We start from the raw sequence: 22,175 nt of genomic DNA on the forward strand, positions 1-22,175 counted from the left end.
TCATTGAAAGGCTTCCTCGTGAGCACCGAAGCGTACGTGTACGACGCGATCCGCACCCCGCGCGGCCGAGGCAAGGCGAACGGCGCCCTGCACGGCACCAAGCCCATCGACCTGGTCGTCGGACTCATCCACGAGATCCGGGCCCGCTTCCCGGACCTGGACCCGGCGGCCGTCGACGACATCGTCCTCGGCGTCGTCGGCCCGGTCGGCGACCAGGGCTCCGACATCGCCCGGATCGCCGCGATCGCCGCCGGGCTGCCGGACACGGTCGCGGGCGTGCAGGAGAACCGCTTCTGTGCCTCGGGCCTGGAGGCCGTCAACATGGCCGCCGCCAAGGTGCGTTCGGGCTGGGAGGACCTGGTCCTGGCGGGCGGTGTCGAGTCGATGTCCCGGGTGCCGATGGCCTCCGACGGCGGCGCCTGGTTCAACGACCCGATGACCAACCTCGCCGTCAACTTCGTGCCGCAGGGCATCGGCGCCGACCTCATCGCCACGATCGAGGGATTCTCACGGCGTGACGTCGACGAGTACGCGGCCCTCTCCCAGGAGCGCGCGGCGACGGCCTGGAAGGAGGGCCGCTTCGACCGCTCCGTCGTCCCGGTGAAGGACCGTGCAGGCCTGACCGTCCTCGACCACGACGAGCACCTGCGGCCCGGCACCACCGCCGACTCCCTGGGCAAGCTCAAGCCGTCCTTCGCGGACATCGGCGACCTGGGCGGCTTCGACGCCGTGGCCCTGCAGAAGTACCACTGGGTCGAGAAGATCGACCACGTCCACCACGCGGGCAACTCCTCCGGCATCGTCGACGGCGCCTCGCTCGTCGCGATCGGCTCCAAGGAGGTGGGGGAGCGCTACGGCCTCACCCCGCGCGCGCGGATCGTCTCCGCGGCCGTCTCCGGCTCCGAGCCCACCATCATGCTCACCGGACCCGCGCCCGCCACCCGCAAGGCCCTCGCCAAGGCTGGGCTGACCATCGACGACATCGACCTCGTCGAGATCAACGAGGCCTTCGCGGCGGTCGTCCTGCGCTTCGTCAGGGACATGGGCCTCTCCCTGGACAAGGTCAACGTCAACGGCGGCGCGATCGCGCTGGGCCACCCGCTCGGCGCGACCGGCGCCATGATCCTGGGCAGCCTGATCGACGAACTGGAACGCCAGGACAAGCGGTACGGCCTCGCGACGCTCTGTGTGGGCGGCGGCATGGGCATCGCCACCATCGTCGAGCGCATCTGACCCCCTCCCACGGATACGACGGATCACACGGAGCACTTCCACATGAGCACTCAGTCCACGACCATCCGCTGGGAACAGGACCGCACCGGCGTCGTCACCCTCGTCATCGACGACCCCAACCAGTCCGCCAACACCATGAACCAGGCGTTCCGCGACTCCCTCGCGGTGATCACCGACCGCCTGGAGGCCGAGAAGGACACCATCCGCGGTGTCATCATCACCTCCGCCAAGAAGACCTTCTTCGCGGGCGGCGACCTGCGCGACCTCATCCGGGTCACCCCCGAGACCGCGCAGGACCTCTTCGAGGGCGGCCTCGCGATCAAGCGCAACCTGCGCCGCATCGAGACCCTGGGCAAGCCGGTCGTCGCCGCCATCAACGGCGCTGCGTTGGGCGGCGGTTACGAGATCGCCCTCGCCTGCCACCACCGCATCGCCCTCGACGCGCCCGGCTTCAAGATCGGCTGCCCCGAGGTCACGCTCGGCCTGCTCCCCGGAGGCGGCGGAGTCGTCCGTACGGTCCGCATGCTCGGCATCGCGGACGCCCTCCTGAAGGTCCTGCTCCAGGGCACGCAGTACGCCCCGCAGCGCGCCCTCCAGAACGGCCTGGTCGACGACGTGGCCACCACACAGGACGAACTCCTCGCCAAGGCCCGCGCGTTCATCGAGGCCAACCCCGAGTCCCAGCAGCCCTGGGACAAGCCGGGCTACCGCATCCCCGGCGGCACGCCCGCCAACCCGAAGTTCGCGGCCAACCTGCCCGCCTTCCCGGCGAGCCTGCGCAAGCAGACCAACGGCGCGCCCTACCCGGCCCCGCGCAACATCCTCGCGGCCGCCGTGGAAGGCGCCCAGGTCGATTTCGAGACCGCGCAGGTCATCGAGGCGCGCTACTTCGTCGAACTGGCCGCGGGCCAGACCTCGAAGAACATGATCCAGGCGTTCTTCTTCGACCTCCAGGCGGTGAACTCCGGCGCGAACCGCCCCAAGGGCGTGCAGCCCCGTCAGGTCCGCAAGGTGGCCGTGCTCGGCGCCGGGATGATGGGCGCCGGCATCGCGTACTCGTGCGCCCGCGCGGGCATCGACGTGGTCCTCAAGGACGTGTCCGTGCAGGCGGCCGCCAAGGGCAAGGCCTACTCCGAGAAGCTCTGCGCGAAGGCGGTCTCCCGGGGCCGTACGACGCAGGAGAAGGCGGACGCGCTCCTGGCCCGCATCACGCCGACGGCCGACCCCCAGGACCTCGGCGGCTGCGACGCGGTCATCGAGGCGGTCTTCGAGGACACGGCGCTGAAGCACAAGGTCTTCCAGGAGATCCAGCACATCGTCGCGCCGGACGCGCTGCTGTGCTCCAACACCTCCACCCTGCCGATCACCGCGCTCGCCGAGGGCGTGGAGCGCCAGAGCGACTTCATCGGCCTGCACTTCTTCTCACCGGTCGACAAGATGCCGCTGGTCGAGATCATCAAGGGCGAGCGCACGGGCGAGGAAGCCCTCGCGAGGGCCTTCGACCTGGTGCGGCAGATCAAGAAGACGCCGATCGTCGTCAACGACTCCCGCGGCTTCTTCACCTCCCGCGTGATCGGCCACTTCCTCAACGAGGGCGTCGCGATGGTCGGCGAGGGCATCGAGCCCGCGTCGATCGAACAGGCGGCGGCGCAGGCCGGTTACCCGGCGAAGGTGCTCTCCCTGATGGACGAGCTGACGCTGACGCTCCCGCGCAAGATCCGCAAGGAGACCAGGCAGGCGGTGGAGGAGGCGGGCGGCACCTGGACGCCCCACCCCGCCGAGGCGGTCATCGACCGCATGGTCGACGAGTTCGGCCGCACGGGCCGCAGCGGGGGCGGCGGCTTCTACGACTACGGCGACGACGGCAAGCGGGTCGCCCTCTGGCCGGGTCTGCGCGAGCACTTCACGCGCGTGGGTGCGGAGATCCCCTCCGAGACCGTGCCTTTCGAAGACATGCAGGAACGCATGCTCTTCTCCGAGGCCCTGGACACGGTCAGGCTCCTGGAGGAGGGCGTCCTGACCTCGGTCGCCGACGCCAACATCGGCTCGATCTTCGGCATCGGCTTCCCCGGCTGGACGGGCGGCGTACTCCAGTACATCAACGGCTACGAGGGCGGCCTGCCGGGCTTCGTGGCACGCGCGCGTGAGCTGGCGGACCGGTACGGGGAGCGCTTCACCCCTCCGGCACTGCTGGTCGAGAAGGCGGAGAGCGGGGGCCGTTTCGCGGACGAGTGAGCCGGACGCGTCACGAACGCCGGGCGGGGTGACGAGGGCCCGCCCGGCGTTCGGGGCGGTGCGGCGGTCACCCATGGTGGTCCCGCGATGGTCAGGACTCCCCGCCCACCTCTGACGTCCACTCCCGCAGCTCCTCCTTCAGGGACCGCTGGAAGGTCGTCAACAGGGCCTGCACGACGAGGGGTTCCATGTGCGCGGACAGCGACTTCACGTCCTGCGCGGCACGTTGGACCACCTCGCCCCGGAACAGCTGCGACAACTCGTGCGCGGCGGCCCGGGAGTGCTCGATGAGGACCTTCCGCGAGGCGAGGATCGCCTCCTGCGACAGCGGCACGTCGAGCAGTCCTACGCCGAGCCGGAGCAGGCCCAGGTCGACGCGGTAACCGTCGCCGTCCCGCCGTACGACGTCCATGGCGGCGAGCCGCTCCAGGTCGTCGTCGCTCAGTGCCCGCCCCGCCCGTCGCCGCAGCTCCTCGCGCGTCACCCGCTCCACGACGTCCGGGGCCCAGGAGGCCACCACGGCCCGGTGGATCGCGAGGTCGTGGGCGCTCAGGTCGGCGGGCAACTGCTGCATGTACCGCTCGATCGCCGCCAGCGTCATCCCCTGGTGCTGGAGCTCCTCGATCAGCGCGAGACGCGCGAGGTGCTCGCGGCCGTAGTGCCCGACCCGGCGCGGACCGATCACCGGCGGTGGCAGCAGCCCTCGCGTGCCGTAGAAGCGGACCGTGCGGACCGTGACCCCCGCCCGCGCGGCCAGCTCGTCGACGGTGAAGGTCTGCTCCTCGGCACCGGGGGAGGGGTCGGTCGTCATGTGCAGCAGTATCGCTGTCCCACCACTGCTGTGACACCCGATAGGTCGCCCCTTTCCGATCATGTGGGGCGCGCCGCTGTGACGGCCGCCACCGCGTGCGGATCCGGTTCCGGGGCAGGTGACCGCTCGGCCTGTGCCTTCCAGCAGGAGGTACGGACCGACGCACGTCCGGACACCCGAGCGGGACCCGCCGGGGCGCACCAGAGAGTGGAACCACTGTGAGCAAGGACGCCGTGCAATCGGCACAGGCCGCCTCCCGCACCGGAGTGGCCCAGGTGCCCGCCGACGCGGGCGACGCCGGCTACAGCAAGGACCTCAAGGCCCGCCACGTCAACATGATCGCCATCGGCGGCGCGATCGGCACCGGCCTCTTCCTGGGCGCCGGGGGACGTCTCCACACGGCGGGGCCCGCGCTGGCGCTCGCTTACCTGGTCTGCGGCGTCTTCGCCTTCTTCGTCGTCCGCGCCCTCGGCGAACTGGTCCTCTACCGCCCCTCCTCGGGCTCCTTCGTGTCGTACGCGCGCGAGTTCCTCGGGGAGAAGGGCGCGTACGTCGCCGGCTGGATGTACTTCCTGAACTGGTCGACGACCGGCATCGCCGACATCACCGCGATCGCGCTCTACACGCACTACTGGAGCCTGTTCATCGACGTCCCGCAGTGGACGCTCGCCCTGATCGCGCTGGCCGTGGTCCTCGCCGTGAACCTGATCTCGGTGAAGATCTTCGGCGAGATGGAGTTCTGGTTCGCCATCATCAAGGTCGCCACGCTCGTCGGCTTCATGCTGATCGGTATCTTCCTGCTGGCCACGCAGCACGAGGTGGGCGGCCGGACGCCCGGCGTGTCGGTGATCACGGACAACGGCGGCGCCTTCCCGCACGGTCTGATGCCCGTCGTCCTCGTCATGCAGGGCGTGATCTTCGCGTACGCCGCTCTCGAACTGGTCGGTGTCGCGGCGGGGGAGACGGCGGAACCGGAGAAGGTCGTCCCGCGCGCGGTGAACTCGATCATGTGGCGGGTGGGCCTGTTCTACGTCGGCTCGGTCGTCCTCCTGGCCCTGCTCCTGCCGGGCTCGGTCTACTCCGCCGACCAGAGCCCCTTCGTCACGGTCCTGTCGAAGATCGGGATCCCGGCGGCCGGTGACGTGATGAACCTGGTCGTCCTGACGGCGGCGATGTCCTCGCTGAACTCGGGCCTGTACTCCACGGGCCGCATCCTGCGCTCGATGGCGACGGCGGGCTCGGCACCGAAGTTCACCGCCCGGATGAACCGCAGCCAGGTCCCGTACGGCGGCATCCTGCTCACCTGCGCGGTCTGCGTCCTCGGCGTGGTACTGAACTACCTGATGCCGAGCCAGGCCTTCGAGATCGTGCTGAACGTGGCCTCCCTCGGCGTCATCAGCACCTGGGTGATCATCATGATCTGCCACCTGGTCTTCGTCCGCCGCGCGCGCTCGGGCCTGGTCACCCGCCCCTCCTTCCGGCTCCCGTTCAGCCCGGTCACCGAGATCACCACGATCGCCTTCCTGCTGGCCTGCCTCGGCATGATGGCCAACGACCCCGAGGTCGGCCGCAAGACGCTCCTGCTGATCCCGGTGATCGCGGTACTCCTGGTGGCCGGCTGGTTCGCCATCCGCCGCAGGGCCGCACGCACCACAGACCGCGAACTGACCGACCTCACGGACTGACGGACGCCGTTGTCAGTGGCGCCCTCTACGGTGGCGTCATGGGGGAGATCGAGTACATCCGAGGCGACGCCACCGCTCCGTCCGCGAAGGGCGTCAAACTGGGAAACATGTCGACCTTCGGCGAGTGACGCACCCTGGAGGGGCGCGGGGAACTGCGCGACCAGCCACAGAGGACACGCAGCCACCCACTGCGTGGGGCCCACGGCGAGAGGAACCCGCCCCACCCGCGGAGCGACATGCGGCTTGGCCGGTGGGAAATGGTCCAGGGTGGAGTCGCTGATCATCGAGCGGCTGGTGGATCGCGGCCTCTCCGTCACTGTCTACGACCACGGAGACGGGTGACGTGAACCGGGACATCGACGTGCTCGGAGGCGGGGCAGGGCGGGGCCGGGGACTTCGTGGCCGGGGGTCTCGGCGGCCCTCGGCCTGAACACCCACCACCCCGACTTCCTCGGCGCCGACCCCGAGGCGACCTGGACGTGTTCCGCACCGCGACCGCGGCAACCTGCTCACCGTCGCGCCCCAGCCCCCGGCACTAACCGGGCCGGCCGACCTGGTCCCCCTGTCCGCAACCGCCCTCACCGACCCCGAGCCCACCCTCTGCGAGTTCCGCTCCTGCCCGACCCGTCCCTTGAATCGGGAGGAATCGGGTACCCGGGCGGAGTGAGAGAGCTGCACCGGAACCCGGTGAGAAAGCCGCACCGGATCAGCACGCTGATATTCCTGGCCCTGCTCGGACTGGTCCTCTCGGGCTGCGGCAGTGTCCAGGAGCGCCGATCGGACGCCGAGACCGCGGCCACCGGATTCGAGCGGCTCCTGCGCGCCGACGACCCGGCGGGCCTCTGCGCCGCCCTCGCACCGGAGACCCGCGGCGAACTGGAGGACTCCGAGAAGGCGAGCTGTGAGAAGGCGATCTCCTCCCAGGACATCCCCCTCGGCAGCACCACCCACCGCGTGGACCTCTACGGCCGCCAGGCCCGCGTCGTCCTGGACGCGGACACCCTCTTCCTCTCCCTGTTCCCCGACGGCTGGAAGGTCGTCGCGGCCGGCTGCACCCCCCGCCCGGACCGGCCGTACCAGTGCACGCTCCAGGGAGGCTGACGGCGTATGCGGACCATGTTCACGCTCTGTCTGGTCGTCGTCCTCAGCGGCCTCGTCTACTTCACCGCCGTGGGGTTGATGCACCGATGACCACGCACACTACGACCACACGCACCCGCGGCTTCCTGCGCGACAACGGGCTCGGCCTGGCCTTCGGCATCGGATTCCTGCTCGCCCTCGCCGGCCAGGCGATCGCGGGGTACGCGGAGTTCAACAACCAGCTCACCACCGAGGGACTCGCCCAGGTCGGCTTCGGCGAATACCTCATGTCCTCCGACTTCGCCGTCGACGTGACGGAGAACTGGCAGTCCGAGTACCTCCAGTTCTTCCTCTACATCACCGCGACCGTCTGGCTCCTCCAGCGCGGCTCACCCGAGTCGAAGGAGATGCACAAAGCCGGAACCGAGTCCGACCAGGACCAGCGGGTCGGACAGTACGCCCACCGGGACTCCCCCCGGTGGGCCCGAGCCGGCGGACCGCGCCGGGCGCTCTACTCCCACTCCCTCGGGCTGGTCATGGGCACCATCTTCGCCCTCTCCTGGCTGGCCCAGTCGATCAGCGGCGTCGCCGCCTACAACGAGGAGCAACTGCGCCGACTCCAGGCCCCCGTGAGCTGGAGCGGCTACATCGGGTCCGCGGACTTCTGGAGCCGTACCCTGCAGAACTGGCAGTCCGAACTCCTCGCGGTGGCCTCCATGGCCATTCTCTCGGTCTACCTCAGACAGCGCGGCTCACCGGAGTCCAAGCCGGTCGGGGCGGCCCACACCTCGACGGGCGTCGAAGGATAGGACCGCCCGCGACCCGCGACCCGCGACCCGCGACCCGCGACCCGCTATCCGGCGTGCACGTCGTCCGTCGCCGCGATCTTCTTCCACGACTTCGGCCGCACAGGCGCGATCGACGTCTTCGCGACGGACGCACCCCGCGCCGCGGGCGCCCCCGGCTTCGACGGCTGGAACAGCCACGTGTCGAACAGCGCGGCCAGCGGCCGCCCCGACACCTCCTCGGCGTACCTCCGGAAGTCGGCGACCGACGCGTTGCCGTACGCGTACTTCCGCGGCCACCCCTTCAGCGCCGCGAAGAACGCCTCGTCCCCGATCTCGTTCCGCAACGCCTGGAGGGCCAGCGCGCCCCGGTCGTAGACGGCGATGTCGAACTGGTTCTCCGGCCCGGGGTCACCCGGCCGCACTGTCCAGAACGCGTCGTCGGCCGGGTGCGAGGCGTACACGTAGTCGGCGAGTTCCTGCGCGGTCCCCTCGCCCTCGTGCTCGGACCACAGCCACTGCGCGTACCGCGCGAACCCCTCGTTGATCCAGATGTCCTTCCAGCCGCGCACGGACACCAGGTCGCCGTACCACTGGTGGGCCAACTCGTGCACGACCACCGAGGTGTTGGACCCGTTCGCGAACTGCCGGGGGCTGTAGAAGGGGCGGGTCTGGGTCTCCAGCGCGTACCCGGTGTTCGTGTTCGGCACATAGCCGCCGAGCGCGTCGAAGGGATACGGCCCGAAGTACGAGCTCAGCCAGTCGGCGATCTCGCCGGTCCGCTCGACGCTGGCCCGCGCGGCACCGGCGTTGGCGCCGAGGTCCTTGCTGTACGCGTTGACGACCGGAATGCCGCCGTCGGTCGTCCCGGTCGTGAGGTCGAACCTACCGACGGCGAGGGTCGCGAGATACGTGGCCTGCGGTTTGTCGGAGCGCCAGTTCCAGCGGGTCCAGCCGAGGCGTGAACTCGTGGACTGGAGCGTGCCGTTGGAGATGGCCTGGCTGCCGTCCGGCACCAGGACCGACACGTCGTAGGTGGCCTTGTCGAGCGGGTGGTCGTTGCTCGGGAACCACCACCAGGCCGCCTCGGGTTCGTTCGCCCCGACCCCGCCGTCCGGCGTGCGGTGCCAGCTCGTGAAGCCGTACGCCTGCTTCGACGACGGCACCCCGCTGTAGCGGACCACCACGGTCACGGAAGTGCCCTTGGGCAGCGGCGACTTCGGCGTGATCTCCAGCTCGTGCTCGCCCGAGGTGCTGAACGACGCCTTGGTGCCGTTGACCCGCACCTCGCTCACGTCGAGGAGGAAGTCCAGATCGAAGCGGGACAGGTCCTGCGTGGTCGTCGCCAACAGGGTCGCCGTGCCCTCCAGTTCGTCCGTCGCCGGCTGGTACTTCAGCCGCAGGTCGTAGTGGGAGACGTCGTATCCGCCGTTGCCGTAGTCCGGGTAGTAGGGGTCGCCGATGCCCGGAGCGCCGGGAGGAAAGCCCGCCGCCGACGCCGGGATCGCCAGCATCAGGGAGGCCGCCGCGAAGGCGCCCGGTGCGATGAGTCTGCGGTGCACGAGAACTCCAAGTCGTGGGGGGACGAAGTCTGTTCGCAGCCTATTCACCACCTGTGAGCTGGATGTGTCCATGGCCACCCCCGTCACACGATCGTCATTCGGCCGTCACGGACCCAAGGGGCCCTCTTTTGTGCGGGAGTTGACCGCAGTACCGTCCGCGGCATGTCGAAACGCACGCGCTTCACGACCTGGAGACCGCTCGCGACCGCCGCCGCGGCCACCGCCGCCCTGCTGGCGACCTTCCTGGCACCCGCGACCGCCCAGGCGCAGACCGACAAGGGCCCGCGGGAGAGCCGACCGATCTACTCGTACGAGAACGCCGTCCGCGAGGCCGTCTGGGTGGACACCCGGCTCGACGGCGACGGAGACGGAAGGACCGACCGCGTCGCCGTCGACATCGTCCGGCCCCGCGAGCCCGCCCAGAAGGGCCGCAAGGTCCCCGTCATCATGGACGCCAGCCCCTACTACTCGTGCTGCGGGCGCGGCAACGAGAGCCAGTTGAAGACGTACGACGCCGACGGCGACGTCGTCCAGATGCCGCTGTTCTACGACAACTACTTCGTGCCCCGCGGCTACGCCTTCGTCGGCGTCGACCTCGCCGGCACCAACCGCTCCGACGGCTGTGTGGACGTCGGCGGCCGCTCCGACATCCAGTCCGCGAAGGCCGTGGTCGACTGGCTCAACGGCCGGGCCACCGCCTACACCAGCCGCACCGGCACCCAGAGGACCAGGGCCACCTGGACCAACGGCAACACGGGCATGATCGGCAAGAGCTGGGACGGCACCATCGCCAACGGCGTCGCCGCCACCGGTGTCAAGGGCCTGCGGACCATCGTCCCGATCAGCGCCATCTCCACCTGGTACGACTACTACTTCTCCCAGGGCGCCCCGCTCTACGACTCCGGCCCCGACTGGCTCTCGGACTACGTCGACAGCCCCGACGCCCGCGCCAAGTGCGCCGCCGTCCAGCAGAAACTCGTCGACCAGGCGCCCCGCACCGGCGACCGGACCCCCCTCTGGGCCGAGCGCGACTACGTGAAGGACGCCAAGAAGGTCAAGGCCAGCGTCTTCCTCGTGCACGGCATGCAGGACCTCAACGTCCGCCTCCAGCACGTCGGTCCGTGGTGGGACGCCCTCGCGAAGAACGGCGTCGAGCGCAAGATCTGGCTCTCCCAGACCGGCCACGTCGATCCCTTCGACTTCCGTCGCGCCGAGTGGGTCGACACCCTGCACCGCTGGTTCGACCACGAGCTCCTCGGCTACGACAACGGCATCGACCGCGAGCCCATGGCCGACATCGAGCGTCACCCCGACCAGTGGGTCACCTCCACCTCCTGGCCCCCGCGCGGCACTTCGGCGGCCACCCTGCGCCCCGCCCACGGCACCCAGCCGGGCGTCGGCACCCTCGGCCTCACCAAGGCCAAGGGCACCGAGACCTTCACCGACGACCCGGCGCTGAGCGAGACCGACTGGGCCGCCCGGATCGACACCTCGACCCCCGACAAGGCGGGCTTCACCACCGGCACCCTGACCAAGGACCTCCGCCTGTCCGGCTCCTCCAAGGTCACCGTGACGGCCACGCCGACCACCGCCACGGCCCACCTCTCCGCCGTCCTCGTGGACCTCGGCCCCGACACCATCCGCGACTACGCGGCGAGCGGGGAAGGGATCAGCACCCTGGCCGACCGCACCTGCTGGGGTCTGAGCACCACCGGCGACAGCGCCTGCTTCAAGCAGACCCGGGCGAAGACCACCGCCGTCGACTACACAGTCGTCAGCCGCGGCTGGGCCGACCTCGGCACCTACGCCGACCCCGCGAAGGGCGTGCCGCTCACCCCGGGCAAGGCGTACACCATCACCCTGGACCTCGGCGCCACGGACCATGTCGTCCCGACGGGTCACCGCCTCGCCCTGATCGTCGCGGGCACCGACAAGGACCTCATCGACCCGCCGTCCACCCGGCCCACCCTCACGCTCGACCTGACCCGCACCTCGGCCCGCGTCCCGCTGGTCGGCGGCGCCTCCGCCTTCGCGCACGCGACGAAGGGCGCCGAGAGGGTCGTACCGCAGGAGGCAGGAGCCCTCGACGGTGTCCGGGCTCCGCGCACCGCCCACCGCGTTCCGGAGGCAGGACGGTGATCCGGGCCGTCACCGCGAGCGTGGCGGCGCTGGCCGCGTCCCTGGTCGCGACACCGGCCGAAGCCACCGAGCCCCCGCCCCGCACCGGCTTCGAGCGGACCGCGGGCGCCCGCTGGACGAGCGAGGCCGAGGAACAGGACTTCCTCGCACAGGTCGACCGAGCCAGCGGCCGGGTCTCCCTCGGTCGCATCGGTACGACGAGACAGGGCCGCCCCCTCCACCTCGTCCAGGTCGGCGCACGCCACGCCCCGAACAAGGTCCTGCTCGTGTGCAGCCAGCACGGCGACGAGCCCTCCGGCCGCGAGGCCTGTCTCACCGAGGTGCGCGACCTGGCGTACGCGAAGGACGCGCGCACCCGGCGCTTCCTGGACCGCACCACCGTGCTGGTCGTGCCCACCGCCAATCCGGACGGCCGGGCCGCCGACACCCGCGGCAACAGCGACGGCGTCGACATCAACCGCGACCACCTCACCCTGGCCACCGCCGAGGCCCGCGCCCTGGCACAGGTCGTACGGGACCGGCAGCCGGACGTGATCTACGACCTGCACGAGTACTCGGCCACACCCCGGTACTACGACAAGGACCTCTTCGACCTCTGGCCCCGCAACCTCAACACCGACGAGGCCGTGCACGACGAGGCCGAGACCCTGTCCCGGGCGTATGTGCGACCGGCCGCGCAGAGAGCCGGCTACTCGACCGGCACGTACGGCATCTGGACCGACCCGGTCACCGGCGACCCGGTCCGACAGGTCGCCGGTGACGGGCAGGAGCGCATCCTGCGCAACATGTCCGGCATCAAGCACGCGATCGGCCTGCTGATCGAGAGCCGGGTCGAGCCGCTCGCGGACACGGACGCGCCGAGCAACAACCGGCGCCGGGTGGGCTCTCAACTGGCCGCGCTGAAAGGCCTGTTCTGGTTCACCGCCGAGCGCCGCGGCCAGATCGAGAGGGCCACGACCGCGGCCCGTCACAGGCCCTCGTCCGGTCCCGTCTTCCTCGGCGGCGCCGACAACGACCCGCCCGAACCGGCCGAGGTGATCCAGGACCCGCCCTGCGGCTACCGGCTCACCGACGCCCAGTACACGGAGGTGAAGGACGAACTCGCCCTGCACGGAGTGCGCACGACGGGCACCTACGTCTCCTTGAGGCAACCCCTGCGCGCCCTCGTCCCGCTGCTCCTCGACGGACGCGCCCCGTACCACCTCACGGCCGGGGAACCGGTCGGAGGGTCCGACACCGGCTGCTGAATCGGTCGAGATCTGCGGCACCTGTGGTAGGTCCTGGGGAACTGCGTGAAAACTGGTGTAACCGCCGCCCCAGGGGAAGGTGCCGCAGATGACTGAAGACCTGAAGAAGAGAGGCGGCCGGAGAGACCCCGCGGGCATCCTCGGCCACGAGACCGACCGGGTGGTGTTCGGCGTCACCGCCGTCATCACCCTTGCCTTCGTGATCTGGGGCTGGGCGGCGACGGACTCCCTGGAGGACGTCTCGACCACCATGCTGGGCGGGCTCATCCACAACGGCGGCTGGGCCTTCATGCTGGCCGCCTCGTGCTTCGTGGTGTTCGCCCTGTGGCTCGCCATGAGCCGCTACGGCCGCATCCACCTGGGCGCCGAGGGCGAGGAACCCGAGTTCAAGACCGTGTCGTGGGTCGCCATGATGTTCAGCGCCGGCATGGGCATCGGCCTGATGTTCTACGGCGTCAGCGAGCCCCTCTCGCACTACACGACCCCGCCCCCGGGTACGAACCCCGCCAACTCCGGTGAACGCATGGAGACGGCGATGGCCACCACCCTCTTCCACTGGACCCTGCACCCCTGGGCGATCTACGCGGTGGTCGGCCTCGGCATCGCCTACAGCACCTTCCGCAAGCGCCGGCGCCAGACCATCAGCGCCGTCTTCACCCCGCTCATCGGGGAGAAGCACGCCAACGGCACCGCGGGCCGGGTGATCGACATCCTCGCGATCATCGCCACCGTCTTCGGCTCCGCGGCCTCCCTCGGCCTCGGCGCCCTCCAGATCGGCTCCGGCTTCCAGGAGCTGGACTGGATGGACCACGTCAGCACCGGCCTGCTCGTCACGATCATCGCCGTGCTGACCCTGGCCTTCGTGCTGTCGGCCGTCTCCGGCATCGAGCGTGGCATCCAGTGGCTGTCCAACACCAACATGGTGCTCGCCCTGATCCTCGCGGTGTTCGTGTTCATCGCGGGCCCCACGATCATCGTGCTCGACCTGCTGCCCACCTCGGTCTTCTCCTACCTCGGCGACCTGCCCCAGCTCGCCGGGCGCACCGAGGCCAGCGGCGGCAAGGGCGTCGCGGACTGGCTGGGCAGCTGGACCGTCTTCTACTGGGCCTGGTGGATCTCCTGGACGCCCTTCGTCGGCATGTTCATCGCCCGCATCAGCCGCGGCCGCACCATCCGCCAGTTCGTCGGCGGCGTCATCCTCGTGCCCAGCACGGTCAGCCTCGTCTGGTTCGCGATCTTCGGCGGTACGGCCATGAAGCTGAAGGAGGGCGGCGCGCTCGGCGGTGAGTCGACTCCGGAGGGCCAACTCTTCGGCGTGCTCCAGGAGTTCCCCATCGCGACAGTGACCAGCCTGCTCGTGATGATCCTGGTCGGCATCTTCTTCGTCTCGGGCGCCGACGCCGCGTCCATCGTGATGGGCACGCTCTCCCAGAAGGGCGCGCTCGAACCCGGCCGTTTCGTCGTCGTGTTCTGGGGCGTGGTCACCGGAGCGGTCGCCGCCATCATGCTGCTCGTCGGCAGCGGCCAGGGCGACGCCCTCACCGGACTGCAGAACCTCACGATCCTGGCCGCCGCGCCCTTCGTCCTCGTGATGATCGGCATGTGCGTCGCCCTCATGCGCGACCTGCGCCGGGACCCGCTCATCGTGCGCGGCGAGATGGGCTCCGAGGCCGTCGAACTCGCCGTGATCGAGGGCCACCGGAAGTACGACGGCGACTTCGGGATCCAGATCGGCCCCGGCCCCGGCACCGAGACGGAGGGCGACCCACTGGGTCACGACCACAGCTGAGTTCGGCGCATGCCGGAGGAGGCGAGCCGTTCCGCCTCCTCCGCGCACCACGGTCACGCCCTCTCCGACCGACCCCCCTTCGACCACGCGTACGCCGCCGCGCACCCACATCGAGCGACGCGACACCCCGCCTCAGCGGAATGACTCATGCCGTGCTCAGACCGGCCCAAAGCCGGGAATACTCACACCATGTCTGCCGCATACGCGACCTTCGGCCTGGCACCGGCGATGCGTGCCGGTGGAGTCCTCGCCAACGGTGACTTCCAGGTGCACCGGGACTTCGTGGACTTCGTCGTCGACGGCCGCCCGCTCCTCTTCCAGCTCTCCGACCTCGACGCCGTCTCCCCCCTCGCCTCCGACGTACCGCCCGCGATCTTCACCGCCCAGGTCCGCAGCCTCCTGGGCGAGACGGACGCCCCGCTTCCGAGCGGCCGTCACGTCATCTACGGCTGCCCCGAGTGCGAGGACCTCGCCTGCGGTGCCGTCACCGCCGTCATCGAGCGGGACGGCGACGACTTCATCTGGCGGGACTTCGCCTGGCAGACCACCGAGGCCGTCGACCTCCAGCTCAACGGCTACCACGGCATCGGTCCGTTCCGTTTCCAGGGCACCGAGTACCGCGCGGCGCTCGCCTCCCTGCTCCGGGGCGACAGCGAAGCCGAGGGCGCCCGCCGCCGCGTCCTGCTCATCGGCGCCCGTGTCGCCGTCCTCGCCAAACTCGCCGCCGCCCTGCGCACCATCGGCATCGGCGCCGACATCACCCGCGAGGTGGGCGACGTCCCCGCCGACGAACTGCGCGGCTACGGCGCCGTCGTCTTCGGCCGCGCGGTCTCCGAGGAGGAACGTGCCGCCGTACGCCGCTCCTTCACCCGCGCCGGCGTCGACGTGGCCTACGTCGACGGCCTCGCCCCGATCGTCCCGCTGCTCGTGGCCCAGACCGAGCACGCCCTGGACCGCAGCCCCGTCGAACAGCGCCGTCTGACCCGCCTGGTCGCCGCCGACGGCGAGGCGGGCGTCGAGGTCACCTCGCCGTGCCGGGTGCGCCTGACGGCGTACCGGATCGACCGGCTGTACCGCACCCACGCCCAGGAGGTCTTCGACGGCGTCCTGGAAGCGGGTCGGCACCGGATCGCCCTGGACGCCAAGGCGGTGCGGGGGGAAGCGTTCGTGGTCGCGCGGACCTCGGGAGGTGTCCTGGTGGAGGCGATGGCCCACTGAGAACCGGAACGCCGGGCCACCACCGCCGCCGTTAGGATCGACGGTCTGATGACTGCCACCCTCGTCGCCAAGAACCTCGCCGCCGGCCACGGCGACCGTTCCCTGTTCAGCGGGCTCGACCTCGTGGTCGCGCCCGGAGATGTGATCGGCCTGGTCGGGGCCAACGGCGCGGGCAAGTCCACGCTGCTCAGGATGCTCGCGGGCCTGCTGGCACCGGAGGAGGGGGAGCTCAGGCTCTCCCCGCCGACCGCCACCGTCGGACACCTGCCGCAGGAGCCGGAGCGGCGCCCGGGCGAGACCGTGCGCGCGTTCCTCGCCCGCCGCACCGGAGTCGCCGAGGCGCAACGCGTGATGGACGAGGCGACCCAGGCCCTGGTCGACGGGGCCCCCGGCGCCGACGACGCGTACGCCACCAGCCTGGAGCGCTGGCTGGACCTCGGCGGCGCCGACCTCGACGAACGGGCCGAGGAGGTCGCCGACTCCCTGGGCCTCACCGTCGACCTGGACCAGCCGATGACCTCCCTGTCCGGCGGCCAGGCGGCCCGGGCCGGCCTCGCCTCCCTCCTGCTCTCCCGTTACGACGTCTTCCTCCTCGACGAGCCCACCAACGACCTCGATCTGGACGGCCTGGAGCGCCTGGAGCGGTTCGTGAAGGGCCTGCGGGCCGGCACGGTGCTCGTCAGCCACGACCGCGAGTTCCTCACCCGCACCGTCACCAAGGTCCTCGAACTCGACCTGGCCCAGCAGCAGATCACCCTCTTCGGCGGCGGCTACGAGGCCTACCTGGAGGAGCGCGAGGTCGCCCGCCGGCACGCCCGGGACGACTACGAGGAGTACGCCGACAAGCGGTCCGCGCTCCAGGACCGGGCGCAGATGCAGCGCTCCTGGATGGACAAGGGCGTGAAGAACGCGCGCCGCAAGGCGAGCAACGACAACGACAAGATCGGCCGCAAGTTCCGCAGCGAGGCCAGCGAGAAGCAGGCCGCGAAGGCCCGCCAGACCCAGCGCATGATCGAACGCCTCGACGTGGTCGACGAACCGCGCAAGGAGTGGGAGCTGCGCATGGAGATCGCGTCGGCTCCCCGCTCGGGCGCGGTCGTCGCGACGCTGAGGGACGCCGAGGTGCGCCACGGCGACTTCGTCCTCGGCCCGGTGTCCCTCCAGATCGACTGGGCGGACCGGGTGGCGGTCACGGGCGCGAACGGAGCCGGCAAGTCCACCCTGCTCGGCGCCCTGCTGGGCCGCGTGCCCCTGACCGCCGGCCAGTCCTCGCTGGGCTCCGGCGTCCTGATCGGCGAGGTCGACCAGGCCCGCGCGCTGTTCCACGGCGAGGAGTCACTGCTGGACGCCTTCTGCGCGGCGGTGCCCGACACCGAACCGGTGGAGGTCCGCACCCTGCTGGCCAAGTTCGGCCTGAAGTCCGACCACGTCACACGCTCGGCGGCGACGCTCTCCCCGGGGGAGCGGACGAGGGCGGCGCTCGCGCTGCTCCAGGGCAGGGGCGTCAACCTCCTGGTCCTGGACGAGCCGACGAACCACCTGGACCTGCCGGCCATCGAGCAGCTGGAATCAGCGCTCGACGCCTACGAGGGCACGCTGCTGTTGGTCACCCACGACCGCAGAATGCTGGACGCGGTGAGGGTGAACCGCCGCCTGGAGATCGCATCAGGCAAGGTGACGGAAGCGCCCTGAAGGGGTTCGGGGAACTGCGCGACCAGCCACAACCGGCCCGCAGTTCCCCACAACCCGCTACCGCCCCTTTTTCTTGGAATCAAGCAGTCCGGCCTTGCGCAAGGCATCAGCCATCGCACTGTTCCCCGGAGCAGGCGCCGACCGCTGCTGCTGACGCGGCTGCTGCTGCCGCTGCTGAGGCGGCCGCCCACCCCGCTGCGGCTGACGGCGTTCCCCACCGGAGGTCTTCGCCTGCGCCTCGTCGTCGAGCCGCAGCGTCAACGAGATCCGCTTGCGCGGGATGTCGACCTCCAGCACCTTCACCTTGACGATGTCACCCGGCTTGACGACATCCCGCGGATCCTTGACGAACGTCTTCGACAACGCGGAGACATGCGCGAGTCCGTCCTGGTGGACGCCGACGTCGATGAACGCCCCGAACGCCGCCACGTTCGTCACGACCCCCTCCAGCACCATCCCGGGGGACAGGTCGGAGATCTTCTCGACGCCCTCCTTGAAGGTCGCCGTCTTGAACGCGGGCCGCGGGTCGCGCCCGGGCTTCTCCAGCTCCTTGAGGATGTCGGTCACCGTGGGCAGACCGAACGTCTCGTCCACGAAGTCCTGCGGACGCAGCGACCGCAGCACTCCGGTGTTGCCGATCAGGGAGGCGACCTCCTGCCCCGCGGTCTTCACCATCCGCCGCACCACCGGATACGCCTCGGGGTGGACGCTGGAGGAGTCCAGCGGGTCGTCGCCGCCACGGATCCGCAGGAAGCCCGCGCACTGCTCGTACGCCTTGGGGCCGAGCCGGGCCACCTTCTTCAACTCGGTGCGCGACTTGAACGGGCCGTTGGCGTCCCGGTGCGAGACGATGTTCTCCGCCAGCCCGGAGGTGATGCCGGAGACCCGGGCCAGCAGGGGAGCGGACGCGGTGTTGACGTCGACCCCCACGCCGTTCACACAGTCCTCCACCACCGCGTCCAGCGAACGCGACAGCTTCACCTCGGACAGGTCGTGCTGGTACTGGCCGACGCCGATCGACTTCGGGTCGATCTTCACCAGCTCGGCCAACGGGTCCTGGAGCCGGCGCGCGATGGAGACCGCCCCGCGCAGCGACACGTCCATGTCCGGCAGCTCCTGCGAGGCGAACGCGGAGGCCGAGTACACGGAGGCGCCCGCCTCGGAGACCATCACCTTGGTGAGCTTCAGCTCCGGGTGCTTGGCGATCAGTTCCCCGGCGAGCTTGTCGGTCTCGCGGGACGCCGTGCCGTTGCCGATCGCGATCAGCTCGACCGCGTGCTCCTTGGCGAGCCGGGCCAGCTTGGCGATGGCCTCGTCCCACCTGTTGGCCGGGACGTGCGGGTGGATGACGTCGGTGGCGACGACCTTGCCGGTCGCGTCGACCACGGCGACCTTCACGCCCGTACGGAATCCGGGGTCCAGGCCGAGTGTCGCGCGCGTGCCCGCCGGGGCGGCGAGCAGCAGGTCGCGGAGGTTGGCCGCGAACACGTTGACCGCCTCGTCCTCGGCGGCCGTCCGCAGCCGCAGCCTGAGGTCGATGCCGAGGTGCACGAGGATGCGCGTCCGCCAGGCCCAGCGGACGGTGTCCGTCAGCCACTTGTCGCCGGGACGGCCGCGGTCGGCGATCCCGAACCGCGAGGCGATGATCCCCTCGTACGACGAGGGACCAGGCTGCTCGGAGGGCTCCTCCGGCTCCAGGACGAGGTCGAGGACCTCTTCCTTCTCGCCGCGCAACATCGCCAGGATCCGGTGCGAGGGCAGGTTCGTGAAGGGCTCGGAGAAGTCGAAGTAGTCGGCGAACTTGGCGCCCGCCTCCTCCTTGCCCTCCCGCACCTTCGCGGCCAGCTGCCCGCGCACCCACATGCGCTCGCGGAGCTCGCCGATCAGGTCGGCGTCCTCCGAGAAGCGCTCGGTGAGGATCGCGCGGGCGCCGTCCAGCGCGGCCTGCGCGTCGGGTACGCCCTTGTCGGCGTCGACGAACGCGGCGGCCGCGGCGAGCGGTGCGACACCCGGGTCACCGAGCAGGCCCTCGGCGAGCGGCTCCAGACCGGCCTCGCGGGCGATCTGCGCTTTGGTGCGGCGCTTCGGCTTGAACGGCAGGTAGATGTCCTCCAGGCGCGCCTTGGTCTCCGCGCCCAGGATCCGCGCCCGGAGCTCCTCGGTGAGCTTGCCCTGTTCACGCACCGAGTCGAGGATCGCCGTGCGCCGCTCCTCCAGCTCCCGCAGATACCGCAACCGCTCCTCGAGCGTGCGCAACTGCGCGTCGTCGAGCATCTCGGTCGCTTCCTTGCGGTAGCGGGCGATGAAGGGAACCGTGGAACCGCCGTCGAGCAGTTCCACGGCAGCCTTGACCTGCCGCTCCCGTACGCCGAGTTCCTCGGCGATCCTGCTTTCGATCGACCCTGCGCTGGTGGACCCGCTGGACCCGGGTGTCGTCACGATCCCGTACCGCCTTCTCACTGAGGTTGCGCGGCAATTGTGGCAGGCGGCACCGACAGTCGGGGATCAGGGCGCGGTCATCGGGCCGTGGTCGTCAGGCCCTGCGGCTCCGCGTGGAGCCGGACGCACCGCCGAAGAGCCGGGCCAGCGCCCGGAAGGGCAGGGTGACCACGGTGGCGATGGCGCCACCGATCTGGCGCAGGACGTCTGCGATCGCGCGGAACATGTGAAATCCCCTTTCCTCTCCCGGCCAAGACGGCCGGGAGAAGAACGGGTACCTCCGAGACGGCCCCGCAATCTTCGAGGCGCCGAAAGATCAGCGCTTGCCGATCAGGTCCGCGGGATAGGCCCCGGCGGCCGCCGCGGTACGCGCGAACCCCACCGCGAGCTCCGTCAGCCGTCGTACGCCCTCGGCCCCGAGGTGCTCGTAGGGGGCCCGGTCCAGCCGGTCAGTCTCCGCCTCGATCCCGTCCCGCAGGGCGACGCCCCGCTCGGTCAGCTCGCCGTCGGCGTCCAGCAGCCCGCGTGCGCGGAGCCGTCCGACGGCCGCGTCCCACTCCTGCCGGGTCCACCCGCGCGTGGTGAACACCCAGGACGGCGTCATGCCCCGGCCCGTCGCGGTGTGGGTCACCAGGGCCTCCAGGCCGTCGAGCTCCGCGGACATCAGGGCGGCGAGATGGCCGTCGCCCCGGTGCTCGCGCAGCAGCGTCGCGGCGTGCCAGAGCGCCAGGTGGGGCTCCTGGGGCACCGGCAGGTCGGCGTGCGCGGAGTACAGCGGGCGCGCGGCGCGCGAACAGGCCTCGGTGGCCCGGAGCGCCAGCCGTGCCGCCTCGGCCATCGCGTCCGTTGCCACGGTCTCGTCGCCGAGCAGGCGGCGCAGGGTCGTGTCGACGGCACGCGCGCGTGCCGCCAGGACCTGTTCGGGCGTGGCGGTCCGCCACACGGCGGGCACGTGCTCGGCCACCAGCTCGTGCTTGTAGTTGTAGAACGCGGCCGTCACCGCTCCCGGTCCGACCGGCCCCAGGGCGGCGGCCCGCACCGCGAAGTTGACGGCCCTCGGGTGCGTGACCCCGATCGCGGCCAGCTCCTTGCCCAGGTCGGGGGAGAAGTAGTGCGCGGCGTGCAGGGAGTTGAGCGGGTTGTGACAGCGGCGGCCGGCGCGCGGTTCCAGGACGGCAGTAGTCATGGAGTGCAGGTTACCGACCGCTTGGTATCCCCTCGACGGGTGTGCCCGGCATGGCAGAAAAGGTGGGGAACTCGTCATTGCGGCCATCGCGAAGCCACCCAAGAATCGAGGGCATGGCCCAGCGAACCGTTCTCTTCGTCCTCTTCGACGGCGTGCAGAGCCTCGACGTCTTTGGCCCGCTGGAGGTCTTCGCCGGGGCCGAACAGCACACCCCGGGCACCTACCGCATCCGTACGGCCTCGCTGGACGGCGCTCCCGTCCGCACCTCCAGCGGCCTGACCGTCGTACCGGACGAAGACCTCGCGCGGGCCGACGCCCCGCACACCCTCCTCGTGCCCGGCGGCCAAGGCACCCGGCGACCCGACGCCCTCCTCACCGACTGGTTGCGCGAGCACGGGCCCCGGGCCGAACGCCTGGTCTCGGTGTGCACCGGCGCCATCCGCCTCGCCGAGGCGGGGCTCCTGGACGGCCGCCGGGTCACCACGCACTGGGCGTACTGCGACAGGCTGGCCCGCGACCACCCGGGCATCGAGGTGGACCCCGACCCGATCTACGTGCGCGACGGCCGGGTGTCGACGTCCGCCGGCGTCACCTCGGGCATCGACCTCGCGCTCGCCCTGGTCGAGGAGGACCTGGGCCGGGACGCCGCCCTCGCCATCGCCCGACACCTGGTCGTCTTCCTGCGCCGGCCCGGGAACCAGGCCCAGTTCAGCGCCCAGCTCGCCGCCCAGACCGCGCAGCGCGAGCCGCTGCGCGAGGTCCAGCAGTGGATCACCGAGCATCCCGCCGACGACCTGGGCGTCGAGGCCCTCGCCGCCCGGGCCCGCCTCTCGCCCCGCCACTTCGCCCGCGCCTTCCAGACCGAGACCGGCATGACACCGGGCCGGTACGTCGACCGGGTCCGGCTCGAACACGCCCGCCGCCTCCTGGAGGACACCTCCGACGGCATCGAGGAGATCTCCCGCGCCAGCGGCTACGGCACCCCCGAGGGGATGCGCCGCGCATTCATCAAGGCCCTCGGCACGGCCCCCTCCGAGTACCGCCGCCGCTTCCACCCGACCCCGGCCCACTGAA

Annotated in this window: 16 protein-coding genes and 1 pseudogene; 12 read left to right on the forward strand and 5 right to left on the reverse strand. The window is 70.7% G+C overall.

Going from position 1 to position 22,175, the window contains the following annotated elements; genetic code table 11:
• Nucleotides 1-18 precede the first annotated feature (18 nt).
• Both ABZ098_RS14050 and ABZ098_RS14055 read left to right on the forward strand, forming a co-directional pair.
• Nucleotides 19-1,233, forward strand: coding sequence for an acetyl-CoA C-acetyltransferase (locus ABZ098_RS14050; protein ID WP_356590626.1), 1,215 nt, complete (start codon nucleotides 19-21; stop codon nucleotides 1,231-1,233).
• A gap of 42 nt (nucleotides 1,234-1,275) precedes the next feature.
• Nucleotides 1,276-3,468 carry a 3-hydroxyacyl-CoA dehydrogenase NAD-binding domain-containing protein gene (locus ABZ098_RS14055; protein WP_356590628.1) on the forward strand — a complete coding sequence of 731 codons (2,193 nt, stop codon included), beginning with the start codon at nucleotides 1,276-1,278 and terminating at the stop codon, nucleotides 3,466-3,468.
• A gap of 91 nt (nucleotides 3,469-3,559) precedes the next feature.
• On the opposite strand, the gene ABZ098_RS14060 is transcribed toward ABZ098_RS14055, so the two are convergent.
• Nucleotides 3,560-4,279 carry a MerR family transcriptional regulator gene (locus ABZ098_RS14060; protein WP_356590630.1) on the reverse strand — a complete coding sequence of 240 codons (720 nt, stop codon included), beginning with the start codon at nucleotides 4,277-4,279 and terminating at the stop codon, nucleotides 3,560-3,562.
• Nucleotides 4,280-4,497: 218 nt separating this feature from the next.
• Between ABZ098_RS14060 and ABZ098_RS14065 the strand changes: the two genes are divergently transcribed.
• From ABZ098_RS14065 to ABZ098_RS14080, 4 genes and pseudogenes are all read left to right on the forward strand, one after another.
• The gene (locus tag ABZ098_RS14065) at nucleotides 4,498-5,964 is read left to right on the forward strand and encodes an amino acid permease (RefSeq protein ID WP_356590632.1); all 1,467 of its coding nucleotides are present in this window, start codon (nucleotides 4,498-4,500) and stop codon (nucleotides 5,962-5,964) included.
• Between the two features lie 237 nt (nucleotides 5,965-6,201).
• Nucleotides 6,202-6,306, forward strand: a pseudogene (locus tag ABZ098_RS14070) (Appr-1-p processing protein); the annotation flags it as partial.
• 345 nt (nucleotides 6,307-6,651) lie between these two features.
• Nucleotides 6,652-7,065: a hypothetical protein gene (locus ABZ098_RS14075; protein WP_356590634.1), complete on the forward strand. Its 414-nt coding sequence runs from the start codon at nucleotides 6,652-6,654 to the stop codon at nucleotides 7,063-7,065.
• Nucleotides 7,066-7,151: 86 nt separating this feature from the next.
• Nucleotides 7,152-7,853 carry a DUF6766 family protein gene (locus ABZ098_RS14080; protein WP_356590636.1) on the forward strand — a complete coding sequence of 234 codons (702 nt, stop codon included), beginning with the start codon at nucleotides 7,152-7,154 and terminating at the stop codon, nucleotides 7,851-7,853.
• A gap of 44 nt (nucleotides 7,854-7,897) precedes the next feature.
• Here ABZ098_RS14080 and ABZ098_RS14085 read toward each other — a convergent pair whose 3' ends face one another.
• Nucleotides 7,898-9,391, reverse strand: a complete 1,494-nt coding sequence (locus ABZ098_RS14085; protein ID WP_356590638.1) for a M1 family metallopeptidase — start codon at nucleotides 9,389-9,391, stop codon at nucleotides 7,898-7,900.
• Nucleotides 9,392-9,553: 162 nt separating this feature from the next.
• Here ABZ098_RS14085 and ABZ098_RS14090 point away from each other — a divergent pair, with 162 nt between their 5' ends.
• The 5 genes from ABZ098_RS14090 to ABZ098_RS14110 all read left to right on the forward strand — a co-directional run bounded on the left by ABZ098_RS14090 (nucleotide 9,554) and on the right by ABZ098_RS14110 (nucleotide 17,476).
• Nucleotides 9,554-11,530, forward strand: a complete 1,977-nt coding sequence (locus ABZ098_RS14090; protein WP_356590640.1) for a Xaa-Pro dipeptidyl-peptidase — start codon at nucleotides 9,554-9,556, stop codon at nucleotides 11,528-11,530.
• A complete protein-coding gene (locus ABZ098_RS14095; RefSeq protein ID WP_356590642.1) occupies nucleotides 11,527-12,777 on the forward strand; it encodes a M14 family metallocarboxypeptidase in 1,251 nt (416 codons plus the stop codon). The genes ABZ098_RS14090 and ABZ098_RS14095 overlap by 4 nt, the downstream gene beginning before the upstream one ends.
• An 88-nt stretch (nucleotides 12,778-12,865) precedes the next feature.
• Nucleotides 12,866-14,566, forward strand: coding sequence for a BCCT family transporter (locus ABZ098_RS14100; RefSeq protein ID WP_356590644.1), 1,701 nt, complete (start codon nucleotides 12,866-12,868; stop codon nucleotides 14,564-14,566).
• 189 nt (nucleotides 14,567-14,755) lie between these two features.
• On the forward strand, nucleotides 14,756-15,784 hold the full coding sequence (locus ABZ098_RS14105; RefSeq protein ID WP_356590646.1) for an oxidoreductase: 1,029 nt from the start codon (nucleotides 14,756-14,758) through the stop codon (nucleotides 15,782-15,784).
• A 48-nt stretch (nucleotides 15,785-15,832) separates the two neighbouring features.
• Nucleotides 15,833-17,476, forward strand: coding sequence for an ABC-F family ATP-binding cassette domain-containing protein (locus ABZ098_RS14110; protein ID WP_356590648.1), 1,644 nt, complete (start codon nucleotides 15,833-15,835; stop codon nucleotides 17,474-17,476).
• A gap of 57 nt (nucleotides 17,477-17,533) precedes the next feature.
• Here the strand turns inward: ABZ098_RS14110 and ABZ098_RS14115 are convergent, their stop codons facing one another.
• The 3 genes from ABZ098_RS14115 to ABZ098_RS14125 all read right to left on the reverse strand — a co-directional run bounded on the left by ABZ098_RS14115 (nucleotide 17,534) and on the right by ABZ098_RS14125 (nucleotide 21,101).
• A complete protein-coding gene (locus ABZ098_RS14115; RefSeq protein ID WP_356590650.1) occupies nucleotides 17,534-19,915 on the reverse strand; it encodes a Tex family protein in 2,382 nt (793 codons plus the stop codon).
• Between the two features lie 94 nt (nucleotides 19,916-20,009).
• A complete protein-coding gene (locus ABZ098_RS14120; protein WP_252100555.1) occupies nucleotides 20,010-20,141 on the reverse strand; it encodes an LPFR motif small protein in 132 nt (43 codons plus the stop codon).
• 90 nt (nucleotides 20,142-20,231) lie between these two features.
• Nucleotides 20,232-21,101 carry a hypothetical protein gene (locus ABZ098_RS14125; protein WP_356590652.1) on the reverse strand — a complete coding sequence of 290 codons (870 nt, stop codon included), beginning with the start codon at nucleotides 21,099-21,101 and terminating at the stop codon, nucleotides 20,232-20,234.
• Between the two features lie 113 nt (nucleotides 21,102-21,214).
• On the opposite strand from ABZ098_RS14125, the gene ABZ098_RS14130 reads away from it, so the two are divergent.
• Nucleotides 21,215-22,174 (forward strand): GlxA family transcriptional regulator, encoded by a 960-nt coding sequence (locus tag ABZ098_RS14130; protein ID WP_356590654.1) that lies wholly within the window; start codon nucleotides 21,215-21,217, stop codon nucleotides 22,172-22,174.
• Nucleotide 22,175 lies beyond the last annotated feature (1 nt).

Source organism: Streptomyces sp. NPDC006335 (assembly GCF_040612795.1).
Classification (GTDB): domain Bacteria; phylum Actinomycetota; class Actinomycetes; order Streptomycetales; family Streptomycetaceae; genus Streptomyces.

Coding starts and splice junctions, on each gene's coding strand:
- ABZ098_RS14120 (WP_252100555.1), bottom strand. CDS start 20,141: ATGTTCCGCGCGATCGCAGACGTCCTGCGCCAGATCGGTGGCGCCATC.
- ABZ098_RS14060 (WP_356590630.1), bottom strand. CDS start 4,279: ATGACGACCGACCCCTCCCCCGGTGCCGAGGAGCAGACCTTCACCGTC.
- ABZ098_RS14090 (WP_356590640.1), top strand. CDS start 9,554: ATGTCGAAACGCACGCGCTTCACGACCTGGAGACCGCTCGCGACCGCC.
- ABZ098_RS14130 (WP_356590654.1), top strand. CDS start 21,215: ATGGCCCAGCGAACCGTTCTCTTCGTCCTCTTCGACGGCGTGCAGAGC.
- ABZ098_RS14055 (WP_356590628.1), top strand. CDS start 1,276: ATGAGCACTCAGTCCACGACCATCCGCTGGGAACAGGACCGCACCGGC.
- ABZ098_RS14100 (WP_356590644.1), top strand. CDS start 12,866: ATGACTGAAGACCTGAAGAAGAGAGGCGGCCGGAGAGACCCCGCGGGC.
- ABZ098_RS14125 (WP_356590652.1), bottom strand. CDS start 21,101: ATGACTACTGCCGTCCTGGAACCGCGCGCCGGCCGCCGCTGTCACAAC.
- ABZ098_RS14105 (WP_356590646.1), top strand. CDS start 14,756: ATGTCTGCCGCATACGCGACCTTCGGCCTGGCACCGGCGATGCGTGCC.
- ABZ098_RS14110 (WP_356590648.1), top strand. CDS start 15,833: ATGACTGCCACCCTCGTCGCCAAGAACCTCGCCGCCGGCCACGGCGAC.
- ABZ098_RS14080 (WP_356590636.1), top strand. CDS start 7,152: ATGACCACGCACACTACGACCACACGCACCCGCGGCTTCCTGCGCGAC.